Origin of the sequence: Kitasatospora sp. NPDC051702 (assembly GCF_040681575.1) — a bacterium.
Classification (GTDB): Bacteria; Actinomycetota; Actinomycetes; order Streptomycetales; family Streptomycetaceae; genus Kitasatospora.
This window is the reverse complement of sequence record NZ_JBFAZB010000003.1, coordinates 259037-281184: the sequence shown is the minus strand read 5'-3', so window position 1 is coordinate 281184 and position 22148 is coordinate 259037. Positions and strand designations below refer to the sequence as shown.

24 protein-coding genes are annotated in these 22148 nt (G+C 73.0%); 8 read left to right on the top strand and 16 right to left on the bottom strand.

The features are described 5' to 3' along the window. Positions 1-29: 29 nt before the first annotated feature. Genes hisH through hisD form a run of 5 tightly spaced genes read right to left on the bottom strand, consistent with a single transcriptional unit; the run spans position 30 to position 3913 of the window. Positions 30-665: an imidazole glycerol phosphate synthase subunit HisH gene (gene hisH / locus AB0N04_RS04795; RefSeq protein ID WP_360207210.1), complete on the bottom strand. Its 636-nt coding sequence runs from the start codon at positions 663-665 to the stop codon at positions 30-32. Positions 666-708: 43 nt separating this feature from the next. Then, on the bottom strand, positions 709-861 hold the full coding sequence (locus tag AB0N04_RS04790; protein ID WP_360207213.1) for a hypothetical protein: 153 nt from the start codon (positions 859-861) through the stop codon (positions 709-711). Beyond that, positions 858-1451, bottom strand: a complete 594-nt coding sequence (hisB, locus tag AB0N04_RS04785) for an imidazoleglycerol-phosphate dehydratase HisB (protein ID WP_360207215.1) — start codon at positions 1449-1451, stop codon at positions 858-860. The genes AB0N04_RS04790 and hisB overlap by 4 nt, the downstream gene beginning before the upstream one ends. Positions 1452-1457: 6 nt before the next feature. Continuing rightward, the gene (locus tag AB0N04_RS04780; protein WP_360207218.1) at positions 1458-2609 is read right to left on the bottom strand and encodes a histidinol-phosphate transaminase; all 1152 of its coding nucleotides are present in this window, start codon (positions 2607-2609) and stop codon (positions 1458-1460) included. Next, positions 2606-3913, bottom strand: coding sequence for a histidinol dehydrogenase (gene hisD, locus AB0N04_RS04775; protein WP_360207221.1), 1308 nt, complete (start codon positions 3911-3913; stop codon positions 2606-2608). The genes AB0N04_RS04780 and hisD overlap by 4 nt, the downstream gene beginning before the upstream one ends. A 91-nt stretch (positions 3914-4004) precedes the next feature. Between hisD and AB0N04_RS04770 the strand changes: the two genes are divergently transcribed. The 3 genes from AB0N04_RS04770 (at position 4005) to ybaK (ending at position 6941) form a co-directional block, all read left to right on the top strand. Beyond that, a complete protein-coding gene (locus tag AB0N04_RS04770) occupies positions 4005-5582 on the top strand; it encodes an oxidoreductase (RefSeq protein ID WP_360207224.1) in 1578 nt (525 codons plus the stop codon). Between the two features lie 106 nt (positions 5583-5688). Beyond that, positions 5689-6417 carry an LON peptidase substrate-binding domain-containing protein gene (locus tag AB0N04_RS04765; RefSeq protein ID WP_360207226.1) on the top strand — a complete coding sequence of 243 codons (729 nt, stop codon included), beginning with the start codon at positions 5689-5691 and terminating at the stop codon, positions 6415-6417. A 29-nt stretch (positions 6418-6446) separates the two neighbouring features. Further along, complete coding sequence (ybaK, locus tag AB0N04_RS04760) at positions 6447-6941, top strand: Cys-tRNA(Pro) deacylase (protein WP_360207229.1); 495 nt, start codon at positions 6447-6449, stop codon at positions 6939-6941. 54 nt (positions 6942-6995) lie between these two features. Here ybaK and AB0N04_RS04755 read toward each other — a convergent pair whose 3' ends face one another. The 6 genes from AB0N04_RS04755 to AB0N04_RS04730 form a co-directional block, all read right to left on the bottom strand. After that, complete coding sequence (locus tag AB0N04_RS04755) at positions 6996-7829, bottom strand: hypothetical protein (protein WP_360207232.1); 834 nt, start codon at positions 7827-7829, stop codon at positions 6996-6998. 97 nt (positions 7830-7926) lie between these two features. Continuing rightward, entirely contained in the window at positions 7927-8742 is an 816-nt protein-coding gene (locus AB0N04_RS04750; protein WP_360207235.1) for an ABC transporter permease, read from the bottom strand. Continuing rightward, entirely contained in the window at positions 8739-9737 is a 999-nt protein-coding gene (locus tag AB0N04_RS04745) for an ABC transporter ATP-binding protein (RefSeq protein ID WP_360207238.1), read from the bottom strand. The genes AB0N04_RS04750 and AB0N04_RS04745 overlap by 4 nt, the downstream gene beginning before the upstream one ends. Before the next feature lie 173 nt (positions 9738-9910). Then, on the bottom strand, positions 9911-11266 hold the full coding sequence (locus tag AB0N04_RS04740; RefSeq protein ID WP_360207241.1) for an NYN domain-containing protein: 1356 nt from the start codon (positions 11264-11266) through the stop codon (positions 9911-9913). Between the two features lie 330 nt (positions 11267-11596). Next, positions 11597-12643, bottom strand: a complete 1047-nt coding sequence (locus AB0N04_RS04735) for an aspartate-semialdehyde dehydrogenase (protein WP_360207244.1) — start codon at positions 12641-12643, stop codon at positions 11597-11599. Positions 12644-12756: 113 nt separating this feature from the next. Continuing rightward, a complete protein-coding gene (locus AB0N04_RS04730) occupies positions 12757-13647 on the bottom strand; it encodes a dihydrodipicolinate synthase family protein (RefSeq protein WP_360207246.1) in 891 nt (296 codons plus the stop codon). A 72-nt stretch (positions 13648-13719) separates the two neighbouring features. On the opposite strand from AB0N04_RS04730, the gene AB0N04_RS04725 reads away from it, so the two are divergent. Further along, positions 13720-14607 carry a LysR family transcriptional regulator gene (locus tag AB0N04_RS04725; RefSeq protein ID WP_360207249.1) on the top strand — a complete coding sequence of 296 codons (888 nt, stop codon included), beginning with the start codon at positions 13720-13722 and terminating at the stop codon, positions 14605-14607. A gap of 79 nt (positions 14608-14686) precedes the next feature. On the opposite strand, the gene dnaE is transcribed toward AB0N04_RS04725, so the two are convergent. The 5 genes from dnaE to AB0N04_RS04700 all read right to left on the bottom strand — a co-directional run bounded on the left by dnaE (position 14687) and on the right by AB0N04_RS04700 (position 20372). Continuing rightward, positions 14687-18220 (bottom strand): DNA polymerase III subunit alpha, encoded by a 3534-nt coding sequence (gene dnaE, locus AB0N04_RS04720; RefSeq protein WP_360207251.1) that lies wholly within the window; start codon positions 18218-18220, stop codon positions 14687-14689. Between the two features lie 157 nt (positions 18221-18377). Further along, a complete protein-coding gene (locus tag AB0N04_RS04715; RefSeq protein WP_360207254.1) occupies positions 18378-19607 on the bottom strand; it encodes a hypothetical protein in 1230 nt (409 codons plus the stop codon). A gap of 14 nt (positions 19608-19621) precedes the next feature. Continuing rightward, on the bottom strand, positions 19622-19744 hold the full coding sequence (locus tag AB0N04_RS04710) for a hypothetical protein (RefSeq protein WP_360207257.1): 123 nt from the start codon (positions 19742-19744) through the stop codon (positions 19622-19624). Next, positions 19732-20013 carry a hypothetical protein gene (locus AB0N04_RS04705; RefSeq protein ID WP_360207259.1) on the bottom strand — a complete coding sequence of 94 codons (282 nt, stop codon included), beginning with the start codon at positions 20011-20013 and terminating at the stop codon, positions 19732-19734. The genes AB0N04_RS04710 and AB0N04_RS04705 overlap by 13 nt, the downstream gene beginning before the upstream one ends. After that, entirely contained in the window at positions 20010-20372 is a 363-nt protein-coding gene (locus AB0N04_RS04700; protein WP_360207261.1) for an ATP-binding protein, read from the bottom strand. The genes AB0N04_RS04705 and AB0N04_RS04700 overlap by 4 nt, the downstream gene beginning before the upstream one ends. A gap of 193 nt (positions 20373-20565) precedes the next feature. Here AB0N04_RS04700 and AB0N04_RS04695 point away from each other — a divergent pair, with 193 nt between their 5' ends. The 4 genes from AB0N04_RS04695 to AB0N04_RS04680 all read left to right on the top strand — a co-directional run bounded on the left by AB0N04_RS04695 (position 20566) and on the right by AB0N04_RS04680 (position 22117). Further along, complete coding sequence (locus AB0N04_RS04695) at positions 20566-21414, top strand: helix-turn-helix transcriptional regulator (RefSeq protein ID WP_360207264.1); 849 nt, start codon at positions 20566-20568, stop codon at positions 21412-21414. Positions 21415-21424: 10 nt separating this feature from the next. Continuing rightward, complete coding sequence (locus tag AB0N04_RS04690; protein WP_360207266.1) at positions 21425-21613, top strand: DUF397 domain-containing protein; 189 nt, start codon at positions 21425-21427, stop codon at positions 21611-21613. A gap of 56 nt (positions 21614-21669) precedes the next feature. Next, the gene (locus tag AB0N04_RS04685) at positions 21670-21858 is read left to right on the top strand and encodes a DUF397 domain-containing protein (RefSeq protein ID WP_360207268.1); all 189 of its coding nucleotides are present in this window, start codon (positions 21670-21672) and stop codon (positions 21856-21858) included. Between the two features lie 70 nt (positions 21859-21928). Further along, positions 21929-22117 (top strand): DUF397 domain-containing protein, encoded by a 189-nt coding sequence (locus AB0N04_RS04680; protein WP_360207271.1) that lies wholly within the window; start codon positions 21929-21931, stop codon positions 22115-22117. Positions 22118-22148: the final 31 nt, after the last annotated feature.

Below are 22148 nucleotides of genomic sequence, written 5' to 3'. Positions count from 1 at the left end.
GTCAGGACTCTTCTGTCGTCAGAGGGTCGTCAGAGGGTGTCGACCCAGTTGGTCAGGAGGGCGGCGCCGGCGTCGCCGGACTTCTCGGGGTGGAACTGGGTGGCCCAGAGCGGGCCGTTCTCGACGGCCGCGACGAACGGCTGTCCGTGCGTGGCCCAGGTGACGAGCGGGGCGTTGATCCGCTCGCTGTGGATCTCCAGCTCCCAGTGCCGCACCCCGTAGGAGTGGACGAAGTAGAAGCGGGTCTGCGGGTCCAGGCCGGCGAACATCCGGCTGCCGGCGGGCGCGTCCACGGTGTTCCAGCCCATGTGCGGGACGACGGGGGCGTCCAGCGGCTCGACGGTGCCGGGCCACTCGTCGCAGCCGGCGGTCTCGACGCCGTGTTCGACGCCCCGCTCGAAGAGGATCTGCATGCCGACGCAGATGCCCATGACGGGGCGGCCCCCGGCGAGGCGGCGCCCGACGATCCAGTCGCCGCGGACGGACTTCAGGCCGCGCATGCAGGCCTCGAAGGCGCCGACGCCGGGGACGAGCAGGCCGTCCGCGTTCATCGCGGCGTCGTAGTCGGAGGTGACGGTGACGTCCGCTCCGGTCCGTTCGAGCGCGCGCTGCGCCGAGCGGAGGTTGCCCGATCCGTAGTCGAGGACGACGACGTTCTTGCCCATGTTCAGGTGTCCAGTCTCTCTGCGTGTCCGGAGGGCGGCGTGCCTACAGGCGCATGGCGCCGGCGGCCAGGCACATCACCGAGCCGAGCGCGAGCACCAGGATGACGCCCTTGGGCAGCTTCTGCTTCCAGAACGAGATCACGCCGCCGGCCAGGAAGAGGCCGACGAACAGGAGGGCGACGGCGGTCTTGCTCACAGGGCCCCCTTGGTGGACGGGAGGATGCCGGCCGCGCGCACGTCGCGCTCGGAGGCGTAGCGCAGGGCCCGGGCCAGGGCCTTGAACTGGCACTCCACGATGTGGTGGGCGTTGCGCCCGTACGGGACGTGGACGTGCAGGGCTATCTGCGCCTGGGCGACGAAGGACTCCAGGATGTGGCGGGTCATCGTGGTGTCGTAGCTGCCGATCATCGGCGCCATGTTCTCGGGCTCGGTGTGCACCAGGTAGGGCCGGCCGGACAGGTCGACGGTGACCTGGGCGAGCGACTCGTCCAGCGGCACCGTGCAGTTGCCGAAGCGGTAGATGCCGACCTTGTCGCCGAGGGCCTGCTTGAAGGCGGCACCGAGCGCGAGGGCGGTGTCCTCGATGGTGTGGTGGGTGTCGATGTGCAGGTCGCCGTCGGTCTTGACGGTGAGGTCGAACAGACCGTGGCGGCCGAGCTGGTCGAGCATGTGGTCGTAGAACCCGACGCCCGTCGAGATGTCGGTCCTTCCGGTGCCGTCGAGATCGATCTCGACCAGGACCGAGGTCTCCTTCGTGGTGCGCTCAACGCGTCCGATGCGGGACATTCGGGGTTACAGCTCCTGACTGGCTGCGCGCGCGGAGCGCGCACGATCAAGGGTGGGGGCGGGAGACTGGACGGCCTTGGCGACGGCCTCCAGGAAGGCGTCGTTCTCGGCCGGGGTGCCGGCGGTGACGCGCAGCCACCCGGGAACGCCGTTGTCGCGGACCAGGACGCCCTGGTCGAGGATGGCCTGCCAGACCGCGTGGGTGTCGGCGAAGCGGCCGAACTGGACGAAGTTGGCGTCCGAGTCGGTGACCTCCAGGCCGAGGCCGCGCAGCGCGTCCACCAGCCGGTCGCGTTCGGCCTTGAGCCGGCCGACGTAGCCGAGCAGGGTGTCGGTGTGTTCCAGGCAGGCCAGCGCGGTGGCCTGGGTGACGGCCGACAGGTGGTAGGGCAGGCGGACCAGCTGGACGGCGTCCACCACCGCGGCGTCGGCGGCCAGGTAGCCCAGGCGCAGCCCGGCCGCGCCGAAGGCCTTGGACATGGTGCGGGTGACGACCAGGTTGGGGCGGCCCTCGATCAGAGGCAGCAGCGAGGCCCGGTGCGAGAACTCGACGTACGCCTCGTCGACGACGACCAGGCTGGGCCGGGCGGCCTGCGCGGCCTCGTAGAGCCGCAGCACGGTGTCGGCGGCGACGGCGGTGCCGGTCGGGTTGTTCGGCGAGCAGACGAAGACCACGTTGGGCCGGTGCTCGGCGATCGCGGCGACGGCGGCGTCCACGTCGATGGTGAAGTCGTCGTTGCGCGGGCCGGAGGTCCAGGCGGTGCCGGTGCCCCGGGAGATCAGCGCGTGCATCGAGTAGGAGGGCTCGAAGCCGAGTGCGCTGCGGCCGGGGCCGCCGAAGGTCTGCAGCAGCTGCTGGAGCACCTCGTTGGAGCCGTTGGCGGCCCAGACCTGCTCGCGGGCGACGGTGAACCCGGTGGTGCGGCCGAGGTAGGCGGCGAGCCCTTCGCGCAGTTCGACCGCGTCCCGGTCGGGGTAGCGGTTGAGGTCGCGGGCGGCCTCGGCGACGCGCTCGGCGATCCGGGCGACCAGCTCCTCGGGCAGCCGGTACGGGTTCTCGTTGGTGTTCAGCTGGACGGGCACGTCGAGCTGCGGTGCGCCGTACGGGGACTGTCCGCGCAGTTCGTCGCGGATGGGGAGGTCGTCGATGGCGGTCACGAGCCGGGTACCGTCCAATCGAAGCGGGCCTTGATGGCGTCGCCGTGACCGGGCAGGTCCTCGGCGTCGGCGAGGTTGACGACGTGCGCGGCGACGTCCGCGAGCGCGTCCCGGTCGTACTCGACGACCTGGACGCCGCGCAGGAAGGTCTGGACGGACAGGCCGGCCGAGTGGCAGGCGCAGCCGCCGGTGGGCAGCACGTGGTTGGAGCCGGCCGCGTAGTCGCCCAGCGAGACCGGGGTCCAGCGGCCGATGAAGACGGCGCCGGCGTTGACGACCCGGTCGGCGACCGCGTGCGGGTCCCGGGTCTGGATCTCCAGGTGCTCGGCCGCGTAGGCGTTGACGACGGCGAGGCCCTGGTCCAGGTCGTCGACCAGGATGATGCCGGACTGCTTGCCGCCGAGCGCCTCGGCGACCCGCTCGGCGTGCTTGGTCCGGGCGACCTGCTCGGCCAGCTCGGCCTCGACCGCGTCGGCCAGCGCCACCGAGTCGGTGACCAGCACCGAGCCGGAGGTCGGGCCGTGCTCGGCCTGGCTGATCAGGTCGGCGGCCACGTCGGAGGCCAGCGCGCTGTCGTCGGCGAGGACGGCGATCTCGGTCGGGCCGGCCTCCGAGTCGATGCCGATCCGGCCGGCGAAGAGGCGCTTGGCGGCGGCCACGTAGATGTTGCCGGGGCCGGTGACCATGGTGACGGGGGCGCACTCCTCGGTGCCCAGCGCGAACATCGCGACGGCCTGGGCGCCGCCGACCGCGTAGACCTCGTCCACGCCGAGCAGCGCGCAGGCCGCCAGGATCGTCGGGTGCACCCGGCCGCCGAACTCGCGCTGCGGCGGGGAGGTGACGGCGATGGCGCGCACGCCGGCCTCCTGGGCCGGGACGACGTTCATCACCACGGAGGACGGGTAGACCGCCAGGCCGCCCGGCACGTACAGGCCGACCCGCTCCACCGGCACCCACCGCTGGGTGACGGTGCCACCGGGCACCACCTGCGTGGTGTGCCCGGTGCGGCGCTGGTCGGCGTGCACGGTGCGGGCCCGGCGGATGGACTCCTCCAGGGCGGCCCGCACCTTCGGGTCCAGCGTCTCCAGGGCCTCGGCCAGCTGCCCGGCCGGGACGCGGGTGGACTCCAGCCGGACGCCGTCGAAGCGTTCGGTGATCTCGATGACGGCCGCGACCCCGCGATGGCGTACGTCCTCGGCGATCGGTCGCACCTTCTCCAGGGCGGCCGCGACGTCGAACTCGGCACGGGGCAGCAGGTCACGCGGGTCGTCCAGCGAGCCGCGGAGGTCGATTCGAGAGATCACGCCACCCAGTGTAAGGAGTGGCCGGAATCGCTGGTCCCGTATTTCAGTCCGTGATACGAAAGGCGAGACGACCGGGGGGACGGGGGAAACCATGGCGGAGCACGCTCCGGAGGGCTGGACCGACACCGAGCAGGAGCTCTGGGAGGCCTTCCGCCAGGGTGACGTGTACGACCGGCGGTGCGGGGTCCACGCCACCGACGACCCCTTCGGCGACGCCGTCTGGGGCGCCGGGCGCACCGTCCGGGCCGAGGTCCTCGCCCACCTGCTGCTGGCCGGCCCGGCCGCCGCGCCGGGCCGGGTGTCCTCGCTGCGGATGACGGGCGTGCGGGTGACCGGGGCGCTCAACCTGGCGGGCGGCGCCATCCGCCAGTACGTCGAGCTGCGCGAGTGCCGCTTCGAGCAGAAGATCCTGATCTCCGAGGCGGAGGCCAGCACCCTGCGCTTCGTCGACTGCCTGGCCCCGCGGATGGAGGCCTCCCGGCTGGCCACCACCGGGGACCTCCACCTGGCCCGGTGCCGAATACGCGAGGGCGTCCGGCTGACGGACGCCAGGATCGGCACCGACCTGCTGCTCAACCAGACGTGGCTCGGCTGCGACCGCTTCGGCCGCGCGCTCTCCGCCGACGGCATGACCGTCCACCAGGACTTCGAGGCCGACCGGATCGAGGTCCACGGCGAGCTGAGCCTGCGCACCGCCCGGATCGGCGGCCGGCTCTCGCTGCGCGGCGCCCAGCTGCACGCCGTCCCGGACAACCGCATCTGCCTCAACGCCGTCCGCATCACCGTCGGCCACACCTGCTACCTGACCAGCTCCCTCGACGGCGGCTGGTTCGGCTCCCGCAGCTACTACGGCTCCGGCTACGGGCAGACGCCGCCGCCCGACGCACCGGGCCTGCCGTTCCGCGCCCACGGCCAGGTCCGGCTCTCCGACGCCCGCTTCGACGGCGCCTGCCTGATCTCCGGGGAATTCCACCTGGAGGGTGACGACGAGCTGTCGCTGCGCCGCATCCACACCCCCGAGTTGCGGTTCACCTGCCGGATGCGCCCCACCGGCACCGTCTCGCTCTCCCGGGCCCGGGTCGGCAACCTGGTCGACGACCCGGACGCCTGGCCGCTCGGCCGGCACCTCGGCCTCAACGGTTTCGTCTACGAGAACCTGCGCCCGGCCGCGCCCTTCACCGTCCAGCAGCGGATCGCCTGGCTGGAGGGGTCCACCACCGAGTTCCAGCCGGAGTCCTACGAGCAGCTCGCCGCCGCGCTGCGCCGCGACGGCGCCGACGACGACGCCCGCGAGGTGCTCTACGCCAAGCAGCGCCGCCGCCGCCGGACCCTGCCGCTGCCGGCCCGGATCTGGGGCCTGGTCCAGGACGTCGGCGTCGGCTACGGTTACCGGCCCGGCCGGGCGGGCCTGTGGCTGCTGCTCGCCTGGGCGCTCGGCAGCGTCTGGTTCGCCACCCACCGGTTGGCCCCGCTGAAGGCCGACGAGAGCCCGCACTGGAACCCGGTGCTGTACACGCTGAGCCAGCTGGTCCCCGTCGTCGACCTCGGCCAGCAGGGCTGGAACCCGGGCGGCCTCAGCCAGTACGTCTCGGCGGGGCTGGTCATCGTGGGCTGGTTGCTGGCCACCACGGTCGTCGCCGGCGCCTCGCGGATGCTCCAGCGGGGATAGCGGGTGCTCGGGCGGGGGTGGCGGACGCTCCGACGGGGGGTGGCGGACGCTCCGGCGGGGCCGACCGCGGGGCGCCGGGGGCGTGCGGGGAACTACGCTGTCCGCCGTGACAGAACGGCTGCCGCTCTTCCCGCTGAACAACGTGCTCTACCCGGGCCTCGTGCTGCCCCTGAACGTCTTCGAGGAGCGCTACCGCCGTCTCGTCGCCGACCTGCTCGAACTCCCGGCCGACACCCCGCGCCGCTTCGGCGTGCTCGCCATCAAGGACGGCCGGGAGGTCGCCCCGGTCCGCCCGGGGGACGGCCCGGCGGGGCCGCTGGACGGCCTGGGCACCGTCACCGGGGATCCGCTGGAAGCGGTCTTCCCCGTCGGCTGCGTCGCCGACGTCGCCTCCGTCCAGGAGCAGCCGGACGGCCGGTACGAGCTGCTGGTCACCGGCACGACCCGGTTCCGGCTCCGCTCGGTGGACGTCTCCGGCCCGTACCTGACCGGCGAGGCCGAGCTGGTCGAGGAGGCCCCCGGCGAGGGCTCCGGCGCGCTCGCGGCCGAGGTGGAGCGGGCCTTCCGGGTCTACCAGAAGCGCCTCGCCGGCGCCCGCGAGGCGAGCACCGTCGGCCGCCAGGAGCTCCCCGACGACCCGCAGGTGCTGTCCTACCTGGTCGCCGCGGCCTCGGTGTTCGAGACCCCGGTCAAGCAGCAGCTGCTGGCCTGCCCGGACACCGCCCAGCGGCTGCGCGCCGAACTCGACCTGCTGCGCCGGGAGACCTCGGTGCTCAGCTGGCTGCCGTCGCTGCCCGCGGTCGACCTCACCCGCCAGTCCTTCAGCCCCAACTAGCACAGCCCCGACGACCCAGGGATCCCGTGATGGCGAGGAAAGCGAAGAAGGGCGGGCAGGGAACGCCCGCGACCGTGGCCCTGGAGGGCGCCGCGGTCCCGTTCACCGTGCACGCCTACGAGCACGACCCGGCCGCAGCCTCCTACGGCGGCGAGGCCGCCGAGGCGCTGGGCGTGACCGCCGAGCGGGTCTTCAAGACCCTGGTCGCCGACGTGGACGGCGTGCTCACCGTCGGCGTGGTCCCGGTGGCCGGGCAGCTCGACCTCAAGGCCCTGGCCGCCGCCGTCGGCGGCAAGCGCGCCGCGATGGCCGATCCGGCGGCCGCCGAGCGCAGCAGCGGCTACGTCCGCGGCGGCATCTCCCCGCTGGGCCAGCGCCGCCCGCTGCGCACCGTGGTCGACGACAGCGCCCTCGCCCACCCGACCGTCTACGTCTCGGCGGGCCGCCGCGGTCTGGAGGTCGAGCTCGCCCCCGCCGACCTGGTGGCACTGACGGGGGCCGCCACCGCCGCGATCGCCCGCTGAGCCCGGCGGGAACCCCCCCCCCCGGGCCGCCGCGGCCCGGCGTCGACGCAAGCCCTACGCCCGGTCCTCCGGCCCCGTGGTGCCGCCGCCCGGGAAACCGCCCGCCGGCCCCTGCGGCTGCCCGTAGGACTGCCCGTACGGCTGTCCCTGCGGCTGCCCGGGGTACGGCTCCGGGTGCTGCCCCTGCGGCTGCTGTCCGTGCGGGGCCGGCCCGGCCCAGTACGGCGGCGGGTCCTCCTCCCGCTTCCCGAAGGCCGCCGAGAGCGCCAGCAGCACCACCATGGCCGCCATCGGCCAGGCCAGCAGCGCCCCCATCGCCCCCAGGTCGATGCCCGCGTCGAAGTGTCCGCCGTTGCCGACCCGGCGGGCCTCGCCGATCAGGTTGTCGCTGGGCCCGAGCCACCGCCCCAGCCGCCAGGCGCCGACGGAGCCGAGCAGTCCGCCGATCACGAGCCCGAGGGTGACCCCGATGCCGCCGCCGCGCCGCCGGGTGACGAGGAAGGCCCCGAGCGCGGTGAGGATGCCGGCGCCGAGCCCGGCGAGCACGAAGACGGCGTCGGCGCCGGCCCGCTGCTCGCCCTCGGGGTCGGCGTAGAGGATCCGGTCACCGTCCACGACCAGCGGCACCTTGGGCGCCAGCCAGGCCCACACGCCGGCCATGACCAGCCCGACCAGGATGCAGACGAGCACGGTGCCCGCGCCGATCCGCAGTTCCGGCAGCAGCCGTTCCATGAGCCGGGGCCCCGCGGGGGGCTCCGCGGCCGGTCCGGCCGGGGGCTCCTGGGTCCCGGCGTCCGGGGCCGGCGGCGCGAACGGGTCGGGGGTGGCGCCCGGCACCGCGTCCACGTCGGCGCGGGTGGGATCCGGAGGTGTGTTCGGTACGGTCACGGGCCCCATCGTTTCACGACGGCTGCTCCGGCGGGCCCTGCACCCGCTCCCCCGGGGCCGGGGAGGGCCAGGCGGGGCGGCCGGTGCCCGGCGGTGTTCAGCGGGCGACGGCGCGCCGGTAGGCCCAGGTGGCGACCGCCAGGGAGACCACGCCGACGCCCGCGCAGACCGCCAGGTCGCCCGCGACCAGCGCCCAGTCGGGGTCCGGGGTGAAGGTCCGGGCGAAGGCCTCGACGCCGTACGTGGACGGCAGCAGGTCGCGCAGCCACAGCACCGGCTGCGGCAGGTGGTCGACGGGCAGCACGCCGAGCAGCAGCGCCGCCGACATGCCCAGCTGCCCGAGCATGGTGGCGATCTCCTGCCGGGGCGCGAGCAGCCCGCAGGCGGCGCCGAGCCCGGACAGGGCGGCCCCGGCGAGCGGGACGACGGCGAGCAGCACCCAGATCTGCCCGAGCGGCAGCCCGAACATCACCGCGCCGACGACGGCGGTGGCGACGGTCCCGGGCAGCGTGAAGGAGGCGTAGGCGGCGGCCGCGCCGAGGACCACGGAGGCGGCGGGCACCGGCAGGGTGGCGTAGTGGTCGAGGCCGCCGGTGGCCCGCAGCCGGCCGAAGTACTGGGCGAGCAGGTTGAGCGCGACGAAGGCGACGACGAGCACGCTGGAGCCGGCCACCACGGACCGCGCCTCGGAGGTCTGCCCGGCGTCCACCACGCCGCGCATCATCACCAGGATGCCGACGGACTGGAAGGTGGCGACGAACAGCAGCGGGATCCGCGCGACCTTGGCCCGGGCGAGCTGGGCCCGGTAGACGGCGGCGAGGGCGGGCAGCAGGCGGGCCGGCGGGGCGAGCGGGGCGGGGGTGCCGTCCGCGGCGGGGGCGGCGGCCTGGGGCGGCACGGAGAGCAGGGTCACTTGGCCAGTCCTCCGTGGCGGCCGCCGAGCTCGAGGTAGGCGTCCTCGAGGCTCGGGGTGGCGAGGGTGAAGTCGTCGAGGGCGGCGAAGGCCGGGCCGGTGGTGACGGCGGCGACCAGTTCGCGGGCCTGTTCGGGGGTGGTGCGGATGGTCCAGCGGCGGCCCGCGCGTTCGGCCCGGCCGGCGAGTTCGGCGACGGCGGGGACGGCGAGCGGCGCCTCGTCCCGCCAGACCAGGTCGAGCCGGACGTGCCCGTCGACGAGGGCCTTGAGGCCGCCGGGGGTGTCGCAGGCGATGATCCGTCCGTCGTCGACGACGGCGACCCGGTCGAGCACGGTCTCCGCCTCGATGACGTTGTGGGTGACGAGCAGCACGGTCGCACCGCGTTCGCCGCGGCGCCGGTCGACGGCGCTCCAGACGGCCCGCCGGGCGACGGGGTCCATGCCGGTGGTGGGTTCGTCGAGGACGAGCAGCGGCCGGTCGCCGACGAGGGCGGCGGCGAAGCAGGCGAGCCGGCGCTGGCCGCCGGAGAGCTTGGCGAGCGGGCGCCGGGCGATCGGTTCGAGGCCGAGTTCGGTGAGCACGTCGGCGGCCTCGGCGCGGGCCCGGCTCCGGGTGAGGCCGCGCAGGCGCCCGGTGGTCTCGGCGGCGAGGGCGACGGTCAGCTCGTCGAGGGCGCTGGACTCCTGGCCGAGGTAGCCGAGCAGCCGGGCGGCCCGTTCGGGGTGGCGGACGACGTCGTGGCCGAGGAGTTCGATGCTGCCGGAGTCGGGGCGCAGCAGTCCGGTGAGCTGCCGGACGAGGGTGGACTTGCCGGCGCCGTTGGGCCCGAGCAGTCCGAAGATCTCGCCCTGCCGGACGGTGAGGCTGATCCCGTCGTTGGCCCGGATCTCGGTGGCGGCGTCGCCGCGGCCGGTGCGGTAGGTCCTGACCAGGTCGCGCACGGCGACGCACGGCGGGGTGTCGTGGGGTGCTCGCCCGGCCGTCTCGTTCACGACCGGAGACTCTACGCGCTCACACGGGCGAACCGGACAAGGGGGCCGGATCACCACGGCCCCGGAAGGGCCCCGGGAGCCGGGTCCGGCTGCCGCGGGAACCTCCCCGGACCCGGCGGGCACGCGCAGGACGGGCCCGCCGGACGGACCTGCCGGGGCTCCCTGGACGCTCCCTAGTCGTCCACGACCATCGATCCGCCGGGGACCCGGGCGGCGAGCTCCTTCCAGAACCCGGCCCGGATGGCGTAGCGGTCGTGTTCGTCGATCTGGTCGTCCTTGTGCGCGAGCAGGCCGAAGCGGGCGGCGTAGCGGAGCAGTTCGCCGTCCACCCGGTGCGGGATGCGCGGGTAGTCGGGCCACAGCACGGTGAGCCGTTCGACGTCGCCGAGGCGGTCGCTCCAGCGGCGGGCGAAGACCTGGCCGACTTCGTGGGCGTCGCCCCCGATGGTGGTGATGTCCTCCTCGCGGTCGGCCCAGCGCTGTTCGGAGGTGGTGAGCTGGGCGAGGGTGGGGAGGCTGTCGCCGGCGGTGACGGCGGGTTCCGGGGTGGGCCGGTCGACCCACCCGCGGTCGGAGGACCAGCGCAGGACGGGCCCGGTCGGCCCGTGCGCGTGCCCGTTGGCGTGCCCGTTGGCCGGGCCGTTGGCCACCGCGGGCGCGTGCCCGTTGGCCGGGCCGTGGGCGGCCGGGTGCCCGAGCGGGCCGTGCCCGTTGACGGCGTGGGCGCCGGGGGTGGCGGCGACGCGCCCGGCGAGGTCCTTGGGGGTGGGGACGACCTTGAGCGCCGCGGGGGGCTGGGGCCGCCCGTCGGCGGCCGGGGCTCCGGCGGGGGTGCCGGCCGGGCCGGCGGTGGCGGAGGCCGGGGCGGCGGGGGCCACCGCTGCGGGCAGCGGGGCCGGCAGGGGCGCGGCGGCGGGCGGGGCGGCGAGGATCTTGGCGATCTCCTGCCGGGCACCGGGCGCGGGGAAGACGGTGGCACTCTCGCGGAGGCTGAAGGAGCCCTCGATCCACTCCCGGTCGAGGACGCGCCGTTCGTCGGCCTCGCCGACCAGGTCCTCGGACTGGTTGAAGTCGCCGTCGGCGGCCTGCAGGGCCCACAGGTGGACGACCACGCCGTGTTCCTTGGCGGACATCATGCCGGGCAGCAGGTCGCCGTCGCCGGTGATCAGCACGACGTCGGCGCAGGCCCGGTTGCGGGCGAGTTCGGAGAGTTCGGCGTGCATGGCGGCGTCGACGCCCTTCTGCACCCAGCGGCCCTCGGCCCGGGTGAGGGCGCCGAGCCGGACGGTGACCCGGGGCAGGACGCGCAGCCGGCGGTGTTCGGGCATCGGGCGGCGGTCGGGGGCGGCGTCGAACCAGTAGATCCGCAGCAGCGGCAGCCCGGTCTCGGCCTCGGCGCGTTCGCGCAGCGCGGTGATCAGCGCGGTGTGGTCGACGGTGACCCGGGAGCGGGACGGGTCGCCGGCGAGCAGGCTGGCCGCGGCACCCAGCAGGTATCCCGCGTCCACCAGGACGACACAGCGGTCCATCGCACACCTCTTTCCGCTCGCCCTCGGGGTCAGGCCGGGTGGGCGCGGTCCGCCCGGGGTGCGGGCGCGGGGTGAGGGGCCCCCGATGGCCGCCCGATCGTTGGGTCACCTTTTCCCCCCGGTCGGCGCGCCGAACCTCGGAGGATGTCGCGGTACCGCAACAGCCGCCGACGGAAACGCGAGGGCGGGCCCCGTTCAACGACGGGGCCCGCCCGAGGTCACTCCGCGGGGCGAGGCCGGGCCCGGCACGCCGGCCGGTGCGCGGCCCGGTGCGGGCCCGGCACCCGGGCCCGGCGCCCGGGTTTCGGCGCCCGGGTTTCGGCGGCGGGGTCAGGCCTTGAGCTCGGCGGCGACCAGCTCGGCGATCTGGACGGCGTTGAGGGCCGCGCCCTTGCGCAGGTTGTCGTTGGACAGGAACAGCGAGAGGCCGTGGTCGACGGTCTCGTCGGCCCGGATGCGGCCGACGTAGCTCGGGTCCTTGCCGGCGGCCTGGAGCGGGGTGGGGATCTCGGAGAGCTCGACGCCGGGGGCGCCGGTGAGCAGCTCGACGGCGCGCTCGGGGCTGATCGGGCGCTCGAAGCGGGCGTTGATCTGCAGCGAGTGGCCCGAGAAGACGGGGACGCGCACGCAGGTGCCGGCGACCTTGAGGTCCGGGATGCCGAGGATCTTGCGGCTCTCGTGGCGGAGCTTCTGCTCCTCGTCGGTCTCGTTGGAGCCGTCCTCGACGATGGAGCCGGCCAGCGGCACCACGTTGAAGGCGATCGGGCGCCGGTAGACCTTGGGCTCGGGGAACTCGACCGCGCTGCCGTCGTGGGCGAGGGCGGCGGCGCCGTCGACGACCTTGGCGGCCTGGTCCTGCAGCTCGGCGACGCCGGCCACGCCGCTGCCGGAGACGGCCTGGTAGGTGGAGACGACGAGCGCGGCGAGGCCGGCCTCCTCGTGCAGCGGGCGCAGCACGGGCATGGCGGCCATGGTGGTGCAGTTCGGGTTGGCGATGATGCCCTTGGGGCGGTCGGCGACGGCCTGCGGGTTGACCTCGGAGACGACCAGCGGGACGTCGGGGTCGCGGCGCCAGGCGGAGGAGTTGTCGATGACGACGGCGCCGGAGGCGGCGACCTTGGGGGCGAGGGCCTTGGAGGTGGCGCCGCCGGCGGAGAAGATCACGATGTCCAGGCCGGTGTAGTCGGCCGTGGCGGCGTCCTCGACGGTGACCTCGGTGCCCTGCCACGGCAGGGTGCGTCCGGCCGAGCGGGCCGAGGCGAACAGCCGCAGCTGCTCCACCGGGCCGATTCCGCCCGGGCGCCCCGCGCGCTCCGCAAGGATCTCGCGGACCACGCCGCCGACCTGGCCGGTGGCTCCGACAATGCCGATCTTCATTCCGACTACTCCTCTGGATGGTGCTGTTCACAGCCGCACTCCGCCCATCATGCCTTGTCATGCGGGTGGGGCCACCTGGTATTCCACGGTGTGAGAGGGGACGGTCCGACCGATCAGTGGTCCAGACCACTGACCAGTGCCAGCGCCGTGTCCACCTCCGCCCGCCCGGCCGGCAGCAGCGGCAGCCGGACGTCCGGGGTGGGGATCCGGCCCTGGGCGTGCAGCACGCCCTTGGTCACCGCCGGGTTGGGTGCGGCGAAGGCCGCCAGCGCCAGCCCGGTGAGCCGGTGCCCGAGCTCCCGGGCCCGGGCGGCGTCCCCGGCCCGCCAGGCGGCCGCCAGCTCGACGAACCGGGCGGTGGCCAGGTGGGCCGAGGCGAGGATGCCGCCCGCCGCGCCGAGCGCCAGCAGCGGCGAGAGGAAGGCGTCCTCCCCCGTCAGCACGGCGAAGCCGTCCGGGGCGGCGGCGAGCAGCTGCACGGCCGCCTCGTCCAGCCCGCCGGTCGCGTACTTGACCCCGACCACGCCGTCGATCGCCGCGATCTCCAGCAGGGCCGCGCCGGACAGCTGCTGCCCGGTGCGGTACGGGATGTGGTAGACGACCAGCGGCAGCGGGCTGCCCGCGGCCAGCGCGCGGAAGTGCGCGACGGTGCCGGCCTCGCCGGCCCGCACGAAGCCGGGGACGGTGACCAGCGCGGCCGCCGCCTGCGGCACCCGCTCGCGGATGGCGGCCACCGCCTCGGCGGTGGCACGGGTGTCGCCGCCGTGCGCGCCGACGGTCAGCGTCGCCCCGTGCGCGGCGCAGGCGGCCGCGGCCACGTCGATCACCGCCCAGCGCTCCTCCTCGGTCAGCGCGGCGGGCTCGCCGGTGGTGCCGAGGGCGACGAGGCCGGCCGCGCCGGCGGTCAGCAGCTCGTCCGCGAGTGCGGCCAGCGCGTCCAGCGCGACCGAGCCGTCCGCGGCGAAGGGCGTGATCAGGGGGACGTGGATGCCGGTGAGTTCCATGGTCACGATCCTGCGGCCGGCCGATCGCCCGGGTCCAGTTCACGTTCGTGATGCTTCTCGTAAGCTGAGCCGATGCTCGACGTCCGACGCCTGCGCCTGCTGCGCGAACTCGCCCACCTCGGCACCATCGCCGCCGTCGCCGAGGCGCTGTCCTTCAGCCCGTCGGCGGTGTCCCAGCAGCTGTCCGTGCTGGAGCGGGAGGCGGGTGTCCCCCTGCTGGAGCGCACCGGGCGGCGGGTCACCCTCACCCCGGCGGGGCGCAACCTCGTCCGGCACGCCGAGGCGGTGCTCGCCCTGCTGGAGCAGGCCGGTGCCGAACTCGCGCACGCCCGGCAGGGGTTGGCCGGGCCGCTGCGGATCGGCACCTACCCGTCGGCGGCCCGGGCGGTCATCCCCGGTGTCCTCGCCGAACTGGCCGGCTGGCACCCCGGCCTGGAGCCGATGGTCACCGAGGTGGATCCGGCGGCCGTCGGGGCGGCGCTGCGCGCCGGCGAGCTGGACGTCGCCCTGGTCCACGAGTACGACCTCGTCCCGGCCGATCCGGAGCCGGGCCTGGCGGTGACCCGCCCGGTGTTCACCGAGCCGATGTACCTGGCGGCCCGGGCGCCCGGCACGGTCGCCGAGCAGCGCGGCGCGCCCTGGATCGTGTCCCCGCCGGGCACGCTCTGCCACAGCATGGCGGTGCGGGCCTGCGAGTCCGCCGGGTTCGCGCCCAGGATCCGGCACCGGATCGACGACTTCGCGACGGTCCTGGCCCTGGTGGCGGCCGGCCAGGGCGTCGCCCTGGTGCCGCACCTGGGCACCGCGCAGCCCCCGCCCGGGGTGGTCCTCACCCGGCTGCCGATGTACCGGCGCACCCGCGCCGCCTTCCGGGCGGGCGCCGGCTCCCACCCGGCGATCTCGGCCTTCGTCTCGGCCCTGCACGCGGCCGTCCCGGCGGGCCTGGGCGGCTGGTCCTGAGCCGGGCCCGTCCCACCCGCGGAACGGGCCCGGGGCACCCGTGGGCACCCCGGGCCCGGCGGAGATCCGGGAGCCGGCCCTAGACGACCAGGCAGCTCGGGCCGAGCAGCTGCTTGAGGTCGCCGAACAGCGCCGGGTCGGACTTCACCCGGTGCCGGTCCAGGCGCAGCACGGTGGTCTTGGTGCGGCTCTCCAGCCGCACCCGCACCTCGGTGGTGCCCCGGTGGCTCCCCAGTACCTCGCCGAGCCGGGCGACCAGCGGCGGGGTGATCTTCCCGCTCGGGATGTTGATGATGATCGGCGCGTCGGCGTGCGCGTTCGACAGGTCGGGGACGGACAGCTCCATGCCCATCAGCCGCGGCACGTCCTCCCGTTTGTCCAGCTTGCCGCGGACGAACACCACGGCGTCCTCGACGAGTTGGGAGGAGACCAGCTGGTAGCTGGCGGGGAAGAACATGCAGTCGATCGAGCCCGCCAGGTCCTCGACGGTGGCGATCGCCCAGGCGTTGCCCTGCTTGGTCATCTTCCGCTGCAGGCCGGAGATGATGCCGCCGATGGTGATGATCGTCCCGTCCGGCCGCTCCGCGAGGTCGGCGACGGCGCAGTCCGCCTTGTCGGCGAGCACGTGCTCGATGCCGTGCAGCGGGTGCGAGGAGACGTACAGGCCGAGCATCTCCCGCTCCTGGGTGAGCAGGAAGGACTTCTCCCACTCGTCCTCGGAGAAGACCACGTCCAGGCCGAAGCTCGGCTCGTCGGAGGTGGCGTCGCCGCCGAACAGGTCGAACTGGCCCTCGGCCTCCTTGCGCTTGACGCCGACGACGTTGTCGATCATCGGCTCGAACTGCGCGCTGAGGCCCTTGCGGGTGTGCCCGAGCGAGTCGAACGAGCCCGCCTTGATCAGCGATTCGACGGTCCGCTTGTTGCAGACCACCGACTCCACCTTCTCCAGGAAGTCCGGGAAGGAGCTGAACTTCCCCTTCGCCTTCCGGGTGCGGATCATCGACTCGACCACCGGCCCGCCGACGTTGCGGATGGCGGTGAGGCCGAACCGGACGGTGTCGCTGCCGTGCGGGGTGAAGTCCGAGTCCGACTCGTTGACGTCCGGCGGCAGCACCTGGATGCCCATCTTGCGGCACTCGTTCAGGTAGACCGCGGACTTGTCCTTGTCGTCCTTGACGGAGGTCAGCAGGCCGGACATGTACTCGGCCGGGTAGTTGGCCTTGAGGTAGGCCGTCCAGTACGAGACCAGCCCGTACCCGGCGGTGTGCGCTTTGTTGAACGCGTAGCCGGAGAAGGGCACCAGGACGTCCCACACGGCCTGGATCGCCGCGTCCGAGTAGCCGCGCTCGCGGCAGCCCTTCTGGAACGGGACGAACTCGGCCTCCAGGATCTCCTTCTTCTTCTTGCCCATGGCGCGGCGCAGCAGGTCGGCCTGGCCGAGCGAGTAGCCGGCGAGGATCTGCGCGGCCTTCTGCACCTGCTCCTGGTAGACGATCAGGCCGTAGGTGGGCCGCAGCACCTCCTCCAGGGGCTTCTCCAGCTCCGGGTGGATCGGGGTGATCTCCTGCTGGCCGTTCTTGCGCAGCGCGTAGTTGGTGTGCGAGTTGACGCCCATCGGGCCGGGTCGGTACAGCGCGAGGACGGCGGAGATGTCCTCGAAGTTGTCGGGCTTCATCAGGCGCAGCAGGGAGCGCATGGGCCCGCCGTCGAGCTGGAAGACGCCGAGCGTGTCGCCGCGGGCGAGGAGTTCGTAGGTCGGCTTGTCGTCGAGCGGCAGCTTGAGCAGCTCGATCTTCTCGCCCTTGTTCTTCTCGATCGCCTTGACGGCGTCGTCCATGATCGTCAGGTTGCGCAGGCCGAGGAAGTCCATCTTCAGAAGGCCGAGGCCCTCGCAGGTGGGGTAGTCGAACTGCGTGATGGTGACGCCGTCGGTGTGCCGGGTCCAGACCGGGATGTGGTCGGTCAGCGGCTCGGCGGACATGATGACGCCGGCCGCGTGGACGCCGGGCTGGCGGATCAGGCCCTCGATGCCACGGGCGGTGTCGATGACCTTCTTGACGTCCGGGTCGGTCTCGTACAACCCGCGGATCTCGCCGGCCTCGCCGTAGCGCGGGTGCGAGGGGTCGGTGATGCCGGACAGCGGGATGCCCTTGCCCATGACGTCCGGCGGCATCGCCTTGGTGATCCGGTCGCCCATCGCGTACGGGTAGCCCAGGACGCGCGAGGAGTCCTTGATGGCGGCCTTCGCCTTGATGGTGCCGTACGTGACGATCATGGCGACCTTGTCGGAGCCCCACTTCTCCGTCACGTACCGGATCACGTCACCGCGCCGGCGCTCGTCGAAGTCGATGTCGACGTCGGGCATGGAGATGCGCTCGGGGTTGAGGAAGCGCTCGAAGATCAGGCCGTGCGGGATGGGGTCGAGGTCGGTGATGCCCATGGCGTACGCGACCAGCGAGCCGGCCGCCGAACCACGGCCGGGGCCCACCGCGATGCCCTGGCTCTTCGCCCACATGATGAAGTCGGCGACCACGAGGAAGTACGCCGGGAACCCCATCTGGATGATGGTGTCCATCTCGTACTCGGCGAGCTTCTTGTGCTCCTCGTCGTACCCCTCCGGGAAGCGCCAGTCCATGCCCTCCCAGACCTTGGACTTGAAGAAGTCCGCCTCGGACTCGAAGCCCTCCGGGATCGGGAAGCGCGGCATGAGGTTCTTGAACTTGAACATGCCCTCGGTGTCGACCCGGGAGGCGACGAGGAGCTGGCTGTTGCGGCAGCCCTCCTGCCAGGCGTCCGAGGAGTCGAGGGCGTACATCTCGGCGGCCGACTTGATGTAGTAGCCGGTGCCGTCGAAGCGGAAGCGGTCCGGGTCCGAGAGGTTCTTGCCGGTCTGCACGCAGAGCAGCAGGTCGTGCGCGCCCGCGTCGGCCTCGGTGGTGTAGTGCGAGTCGTTGGTGACGACCGGCGGGATGTTCAGCTTCTTGCTGATCTCCAGCAGCCCGTCGCGGACCCGCTTCTCGATGTCCAGGCCGTGGTCCATCAGCTCCAGGAAGTAGTTCTCCTTGCCGAAGATGTCCTGGTAGTCGGCCGCGGACTTCACCGCCTCGTCGAACTGCCCGAGGCGCAGCCGGGTCTGCACCTCGCCGGACGGGCAGCCGGTGGTGGCCATCAGGCCGCCGGACAGCTCGGAGATCAGCTCCTTGTCCATCCGGGGCCACTTGACCAGCCAGCCCTCGGCGTAGGAGCGCGAGGTCAGCTTGAAGAGGTTGTGCAGGCCCTCCTTGTTCCGGGCCCAGATCGTCTTGTGGGTGTACGCGCCGGACGCGGAGACGTCGTCCCGCTTCTGGTGCGGCTGGCCCCACAGGATGCGCTTGGTGTTGGAGCGGGCCTCGGGCGCCACGTACGCCTCGATCCCGATGACGGGGGTGATGCCGGCGTCGGTGGCCTGCCGGTGGAACTCGGCGGCGCCGTACATGTTCCCGTGGTCGGTCATCGCGACGTGGGTCTGGCCCAGCCGCTCGACCTCCTTGAACATCTGCTTCAGCCGGGCGGCACCGTCCAGCATCGAGTACTCGGTGTGGACGTGCAGATGCGCGAACGGCTGGTCGCTCAAGGCGGGGCCTCCGGAGGCTCGTGCTGGTCTGGTGGGCCGGCGAACGCGCAGGTCACAGGGGATGCCCTGGAAACAGATGTGGTCCGAACCACCTCACGGGGTCCGGACCATCACTCACACGTTCACCCGTCTACTCTAGCCCCCGCCGAGCGGCCCGCTACTCCCGGTCGAAGGCTTCGGAGGTCAGCCCGGCGAGTCGCGCCCCGGCCGCGTTCGCGACCTCGGTCGCCTCCATCGGGTCGTCCCGCAGGGCGGCCAGCCGCTCCCGCACGTGCGGGCGGTCGGGGGCGTGGGCGACGCCCAGGAGACGGGCGTCACGCTCGCAGTCCCAGAGCGACTCGGTGTACGCCTCGGCCGTCCCGGCCGGGCTGATCGCCGCCAGCGCGGCCAGGTAGGCGGGGCGCTCGTAGGAGTGCGGCGTCTGCAGCCAGAAGCGGCGCAGCAGGGACACCGCGTCCGCGGCGGCCGGGCCGAGCCGGGCCAGGCCCCGGGCCGTGTGCATCGGGCCGCACCAGGTCCGCTCCACCCAGTCCCGCTCCAGGTCGGCGACCAGGGCCGGGGCGTCCTGCTCCTCGCCATGGCGGGTGAGGACCTCGTGGCCGAGCCGCGCCAGCCAGGGCGTGCCGGAGGCGGCCCAGTCACGGGCGGCGGGCATGGCCCGGGGGCCGAGGTCCCGGACCACTGCTGGCAGCAGCGGCAGCGGGAACTCGCCGTCGGCGGTCCCGAGGGCGGGTACCAGGGGGACGAGTGCGGGCTCCGGGTCGCGCCCGTGGAGCACTGCCAGCGTGTCGGTCTTCTTCGCGTCGGGCTCGGCCGGGTCGGCCAGCAGCTCCAGCAGGGCGGCGCCGGACAGCCCGGTCAGCGGGTCGGGCCGCTCGGGCCCGCGCGCGGCGGTGGGCACCTCGATGCCCCAGTGGGCCCAGACCTTCGCCCAGGGCGTCGGCTCCCCGCCCCGGGCCAGCCGGGCGCGGGCGGTGTCCGCCAGGTCGTCCCACCACTCGGCGGGCCAGCGGTCGGCGACCGATTCGAGGACGGCCAGCCAGTGCTCACCGTCGGCGACGTGGGAGCGCAGGGCCTCGCGGGCCTCGGCCGAGCCGGAGAGCGCCAGCAGTTCCAGGACGCGGGTGGCGCGCTCGCAGGCGTCCTCGTCGGCGGAGAGGAGGTCGACGACGGGCCGGAGCGGCAGGTCGAGGTCGCGGACGAGGCGGGCCAGGTAGCGGTGGCGCTCGTCGACGGTGGTGTCCCAGCGCCACTCCCAGCGGATGCAGCCGTGGACCAGCTCCGCGGCCGAGGACGGGTCCTCGGCCGCCATCAGCGCGCCGAGGCCGCGGCCGCGCTGCAGGAGCCCCGGCAGGGTGTTCGCCGGGGCGTATGCGTGTCTCCTCACGCCCCCATCCTCCCTCAGGGGCGGGGGCCGTCCTCGTCGGGTGGGTGTGCTCGCAGCGCGGTGACGACCCCGAGGGCGACGGTGGCGAAGGCGAGGGCGAGCAGGACGGCGAAGGCGGCGCCGATCAGGAACCGCACGGCGTGCCCGCGTCGCGTTCGGTTTCGCGTCGGGCGTCGCGATCAGCGTCGAGGAGGAGGGTGAGGAGGTTGAGGAGGGTGGAGACGGGGGCGGTGCCGAAGCGGACGAGGACGCGGCCGTCGAGGGTCCGGTCGGTGGAGGAGGAGGGCCACAGGAGACCGAACTTCCGTCCGCGCTCGTGGAGTTCGGCGAGCAGGGCGCGGACGTGGTCGTCGGTGTAGTGACGGATCCGGGGGTCGGCGGGGAGCATCGGTCGGCGGCCGTTCACGCGGCGGCGTCCAGCTCGAACCAGACCGACTTGCCGCGCTGCTGGGGGTCGACGCCCCAGCGGTGGGTGAGGCCCTCGACCAGTTGGAGCCCCCGGCCGGATTCGCCGAGGAGGGCCGGCGTCTGCGGCAGGGGAGGAAGCGGGCTCTCGTCCGAGACGGAGACCCGGAGGGTGCGGTCGATCGCAAGGATGAGCACGACCGGCGCGGGCGTCCCACCGTGCCGCCAGGCGTTCACGAGGAGTTCCGTGAGGGCCAGTTCGGCGTCCGCGATGACGGAGGACGGCCAGCCGGAGCGGCTCATGGCGTCGCGCAGCGACTGCCGGGCGATGGCGAGCGAGGGCGTGTTGAGGTGGCGCATGGGACTTCTCCCGGGGCGTGAAGGAGTAATCGGCTTGCCCAGAAGCCGACTTGACGACCCATCGGATCGACGTGTCACCGACCATACCGCAGCGACATCACATGTGATCCCAAATCCGGATAGGTTCATCCTCAAGTGGACCCCGCGCACGGCAGCGCGGCAGACTTGGCCCACATCGGCAAGGAAGGAACCAATGCCGCCCCGACTCAACCCGACGCTCCGTCAACGCCGCATCGGCACCGAGCTTCGGAAGATGCGCGAGGCCGCCGGCCTGTCGGTCTCCACCCTGAGCAGAGCTCTCGGCATCGACAGGACCCAGGTCAGCCAGATGGAGGCGGCCAAGGTCGGCATCAGCCCTGAGCGACTCCGTTCCTTCGCATCGGCGTGCCAGTGCGTGAACCAGCCCCTGATCGACGCTCTCGAAGCCATGGTTCAGGACCGCTCAAAGGGATGGTGGGAGGAGTACCGCGGCACCGTCCCAGATGGCATCGTCGAGAACGCCGAGTTGGAGAAGACCTCCCGCGAACTCATGCTTTGGGTCCTCACCCACATGCCTGGTCCTTGCCAGACCCTCAACTACGCCTCGGCGGTATTCGGCCGGGTCTTCCCGCCGCTCCCCCGGCATGAGCTGGAGGCACGCACAGCCTTCAGAATGCAGCGCAAAGCTGACCTGCGCCGAAATCCGAAGTCGGTGACGGCGTTCATCTACGAGTCCGCGCTCTGGACTCGGTTCGGTGGAGCCGAGATCCTGAAGGAGCAACTCGCTTCGCTGCTCGAAGACTCCGAGCTGCCCTGGATGACGATCCGAGTCGTGCCGTTCGACATCGAGACCTTCCCGGGCGCAGTCGAGAACCTCACCTATGCATTCGGTGCGATCCCGGAGCTCGACACGGTCGAACGGGAGTCCTCTTCCGACTCCGTGCACCTCGATGCGATCAGCGCGCTGAGCAGCTACCGGTCCATCTTCGAGCAGACCGAATCAGTCGCGCTGGGTGAGAGTGCTTCCCGTGATCTGATTCGCAAGATCGCACGAGACCTATGAAAGGCCCACGATGACCGACAACGAGTGGCAGAAGTCCACCTTCAGCGGATCCACCGAGAACTGCGTGGAGGTCCGTGCAGCCGACGAGGCCATCGAACTCCGCGAATCCGACGAAGCCCACACCATCCTCCGCACCACCCCCACCACCTTCGCCGCCCTCCTCCAAGCCATCAAAAGCGGCGAGCACCACCACCCCTAACGACTCCCTTCGCGCATCCCAAGCAGGAGACCCGCCACCGACACTGCTGAGGCCAAATGCTCAACACCACATGGCAGAAGTCCAGCTACAGCGCCGCGAACAACGAGTGCGTCGAGGTGCGTGCAAGAGGCGCGATCATCGAACTCCGCGAATCCGACGAAGCCCACACCATCCTCCACACCACCCCCACCACCTTCGCCGCCCTCCTCCGCGCCATCAAAAACAGCGAATACCACCACCCCTAACCACAACACGCTGCGGCCTCTCACGCCGACGCGCGCGAGGGGCCTCCCAGCGCGATGCCACGGAGGCCAGATGACCGACACCAGGTGGCAGAAGTCCAGCTTCAGCGGAGCATCCAACGAGTGCGTGGAGGTCCGTCCAGCCTGCGGGATAGTCGAACTCCGCGAATCCGACGAGGCCCACACCATCCTCCGCACCACTCCCACCACCTTCGCCGCGCTCCTGCACGCCATCAAGAACGGCGAATACCAGCGCCCCTAACGACAACACCCCTGCGCAGGAAGTCGGCCCG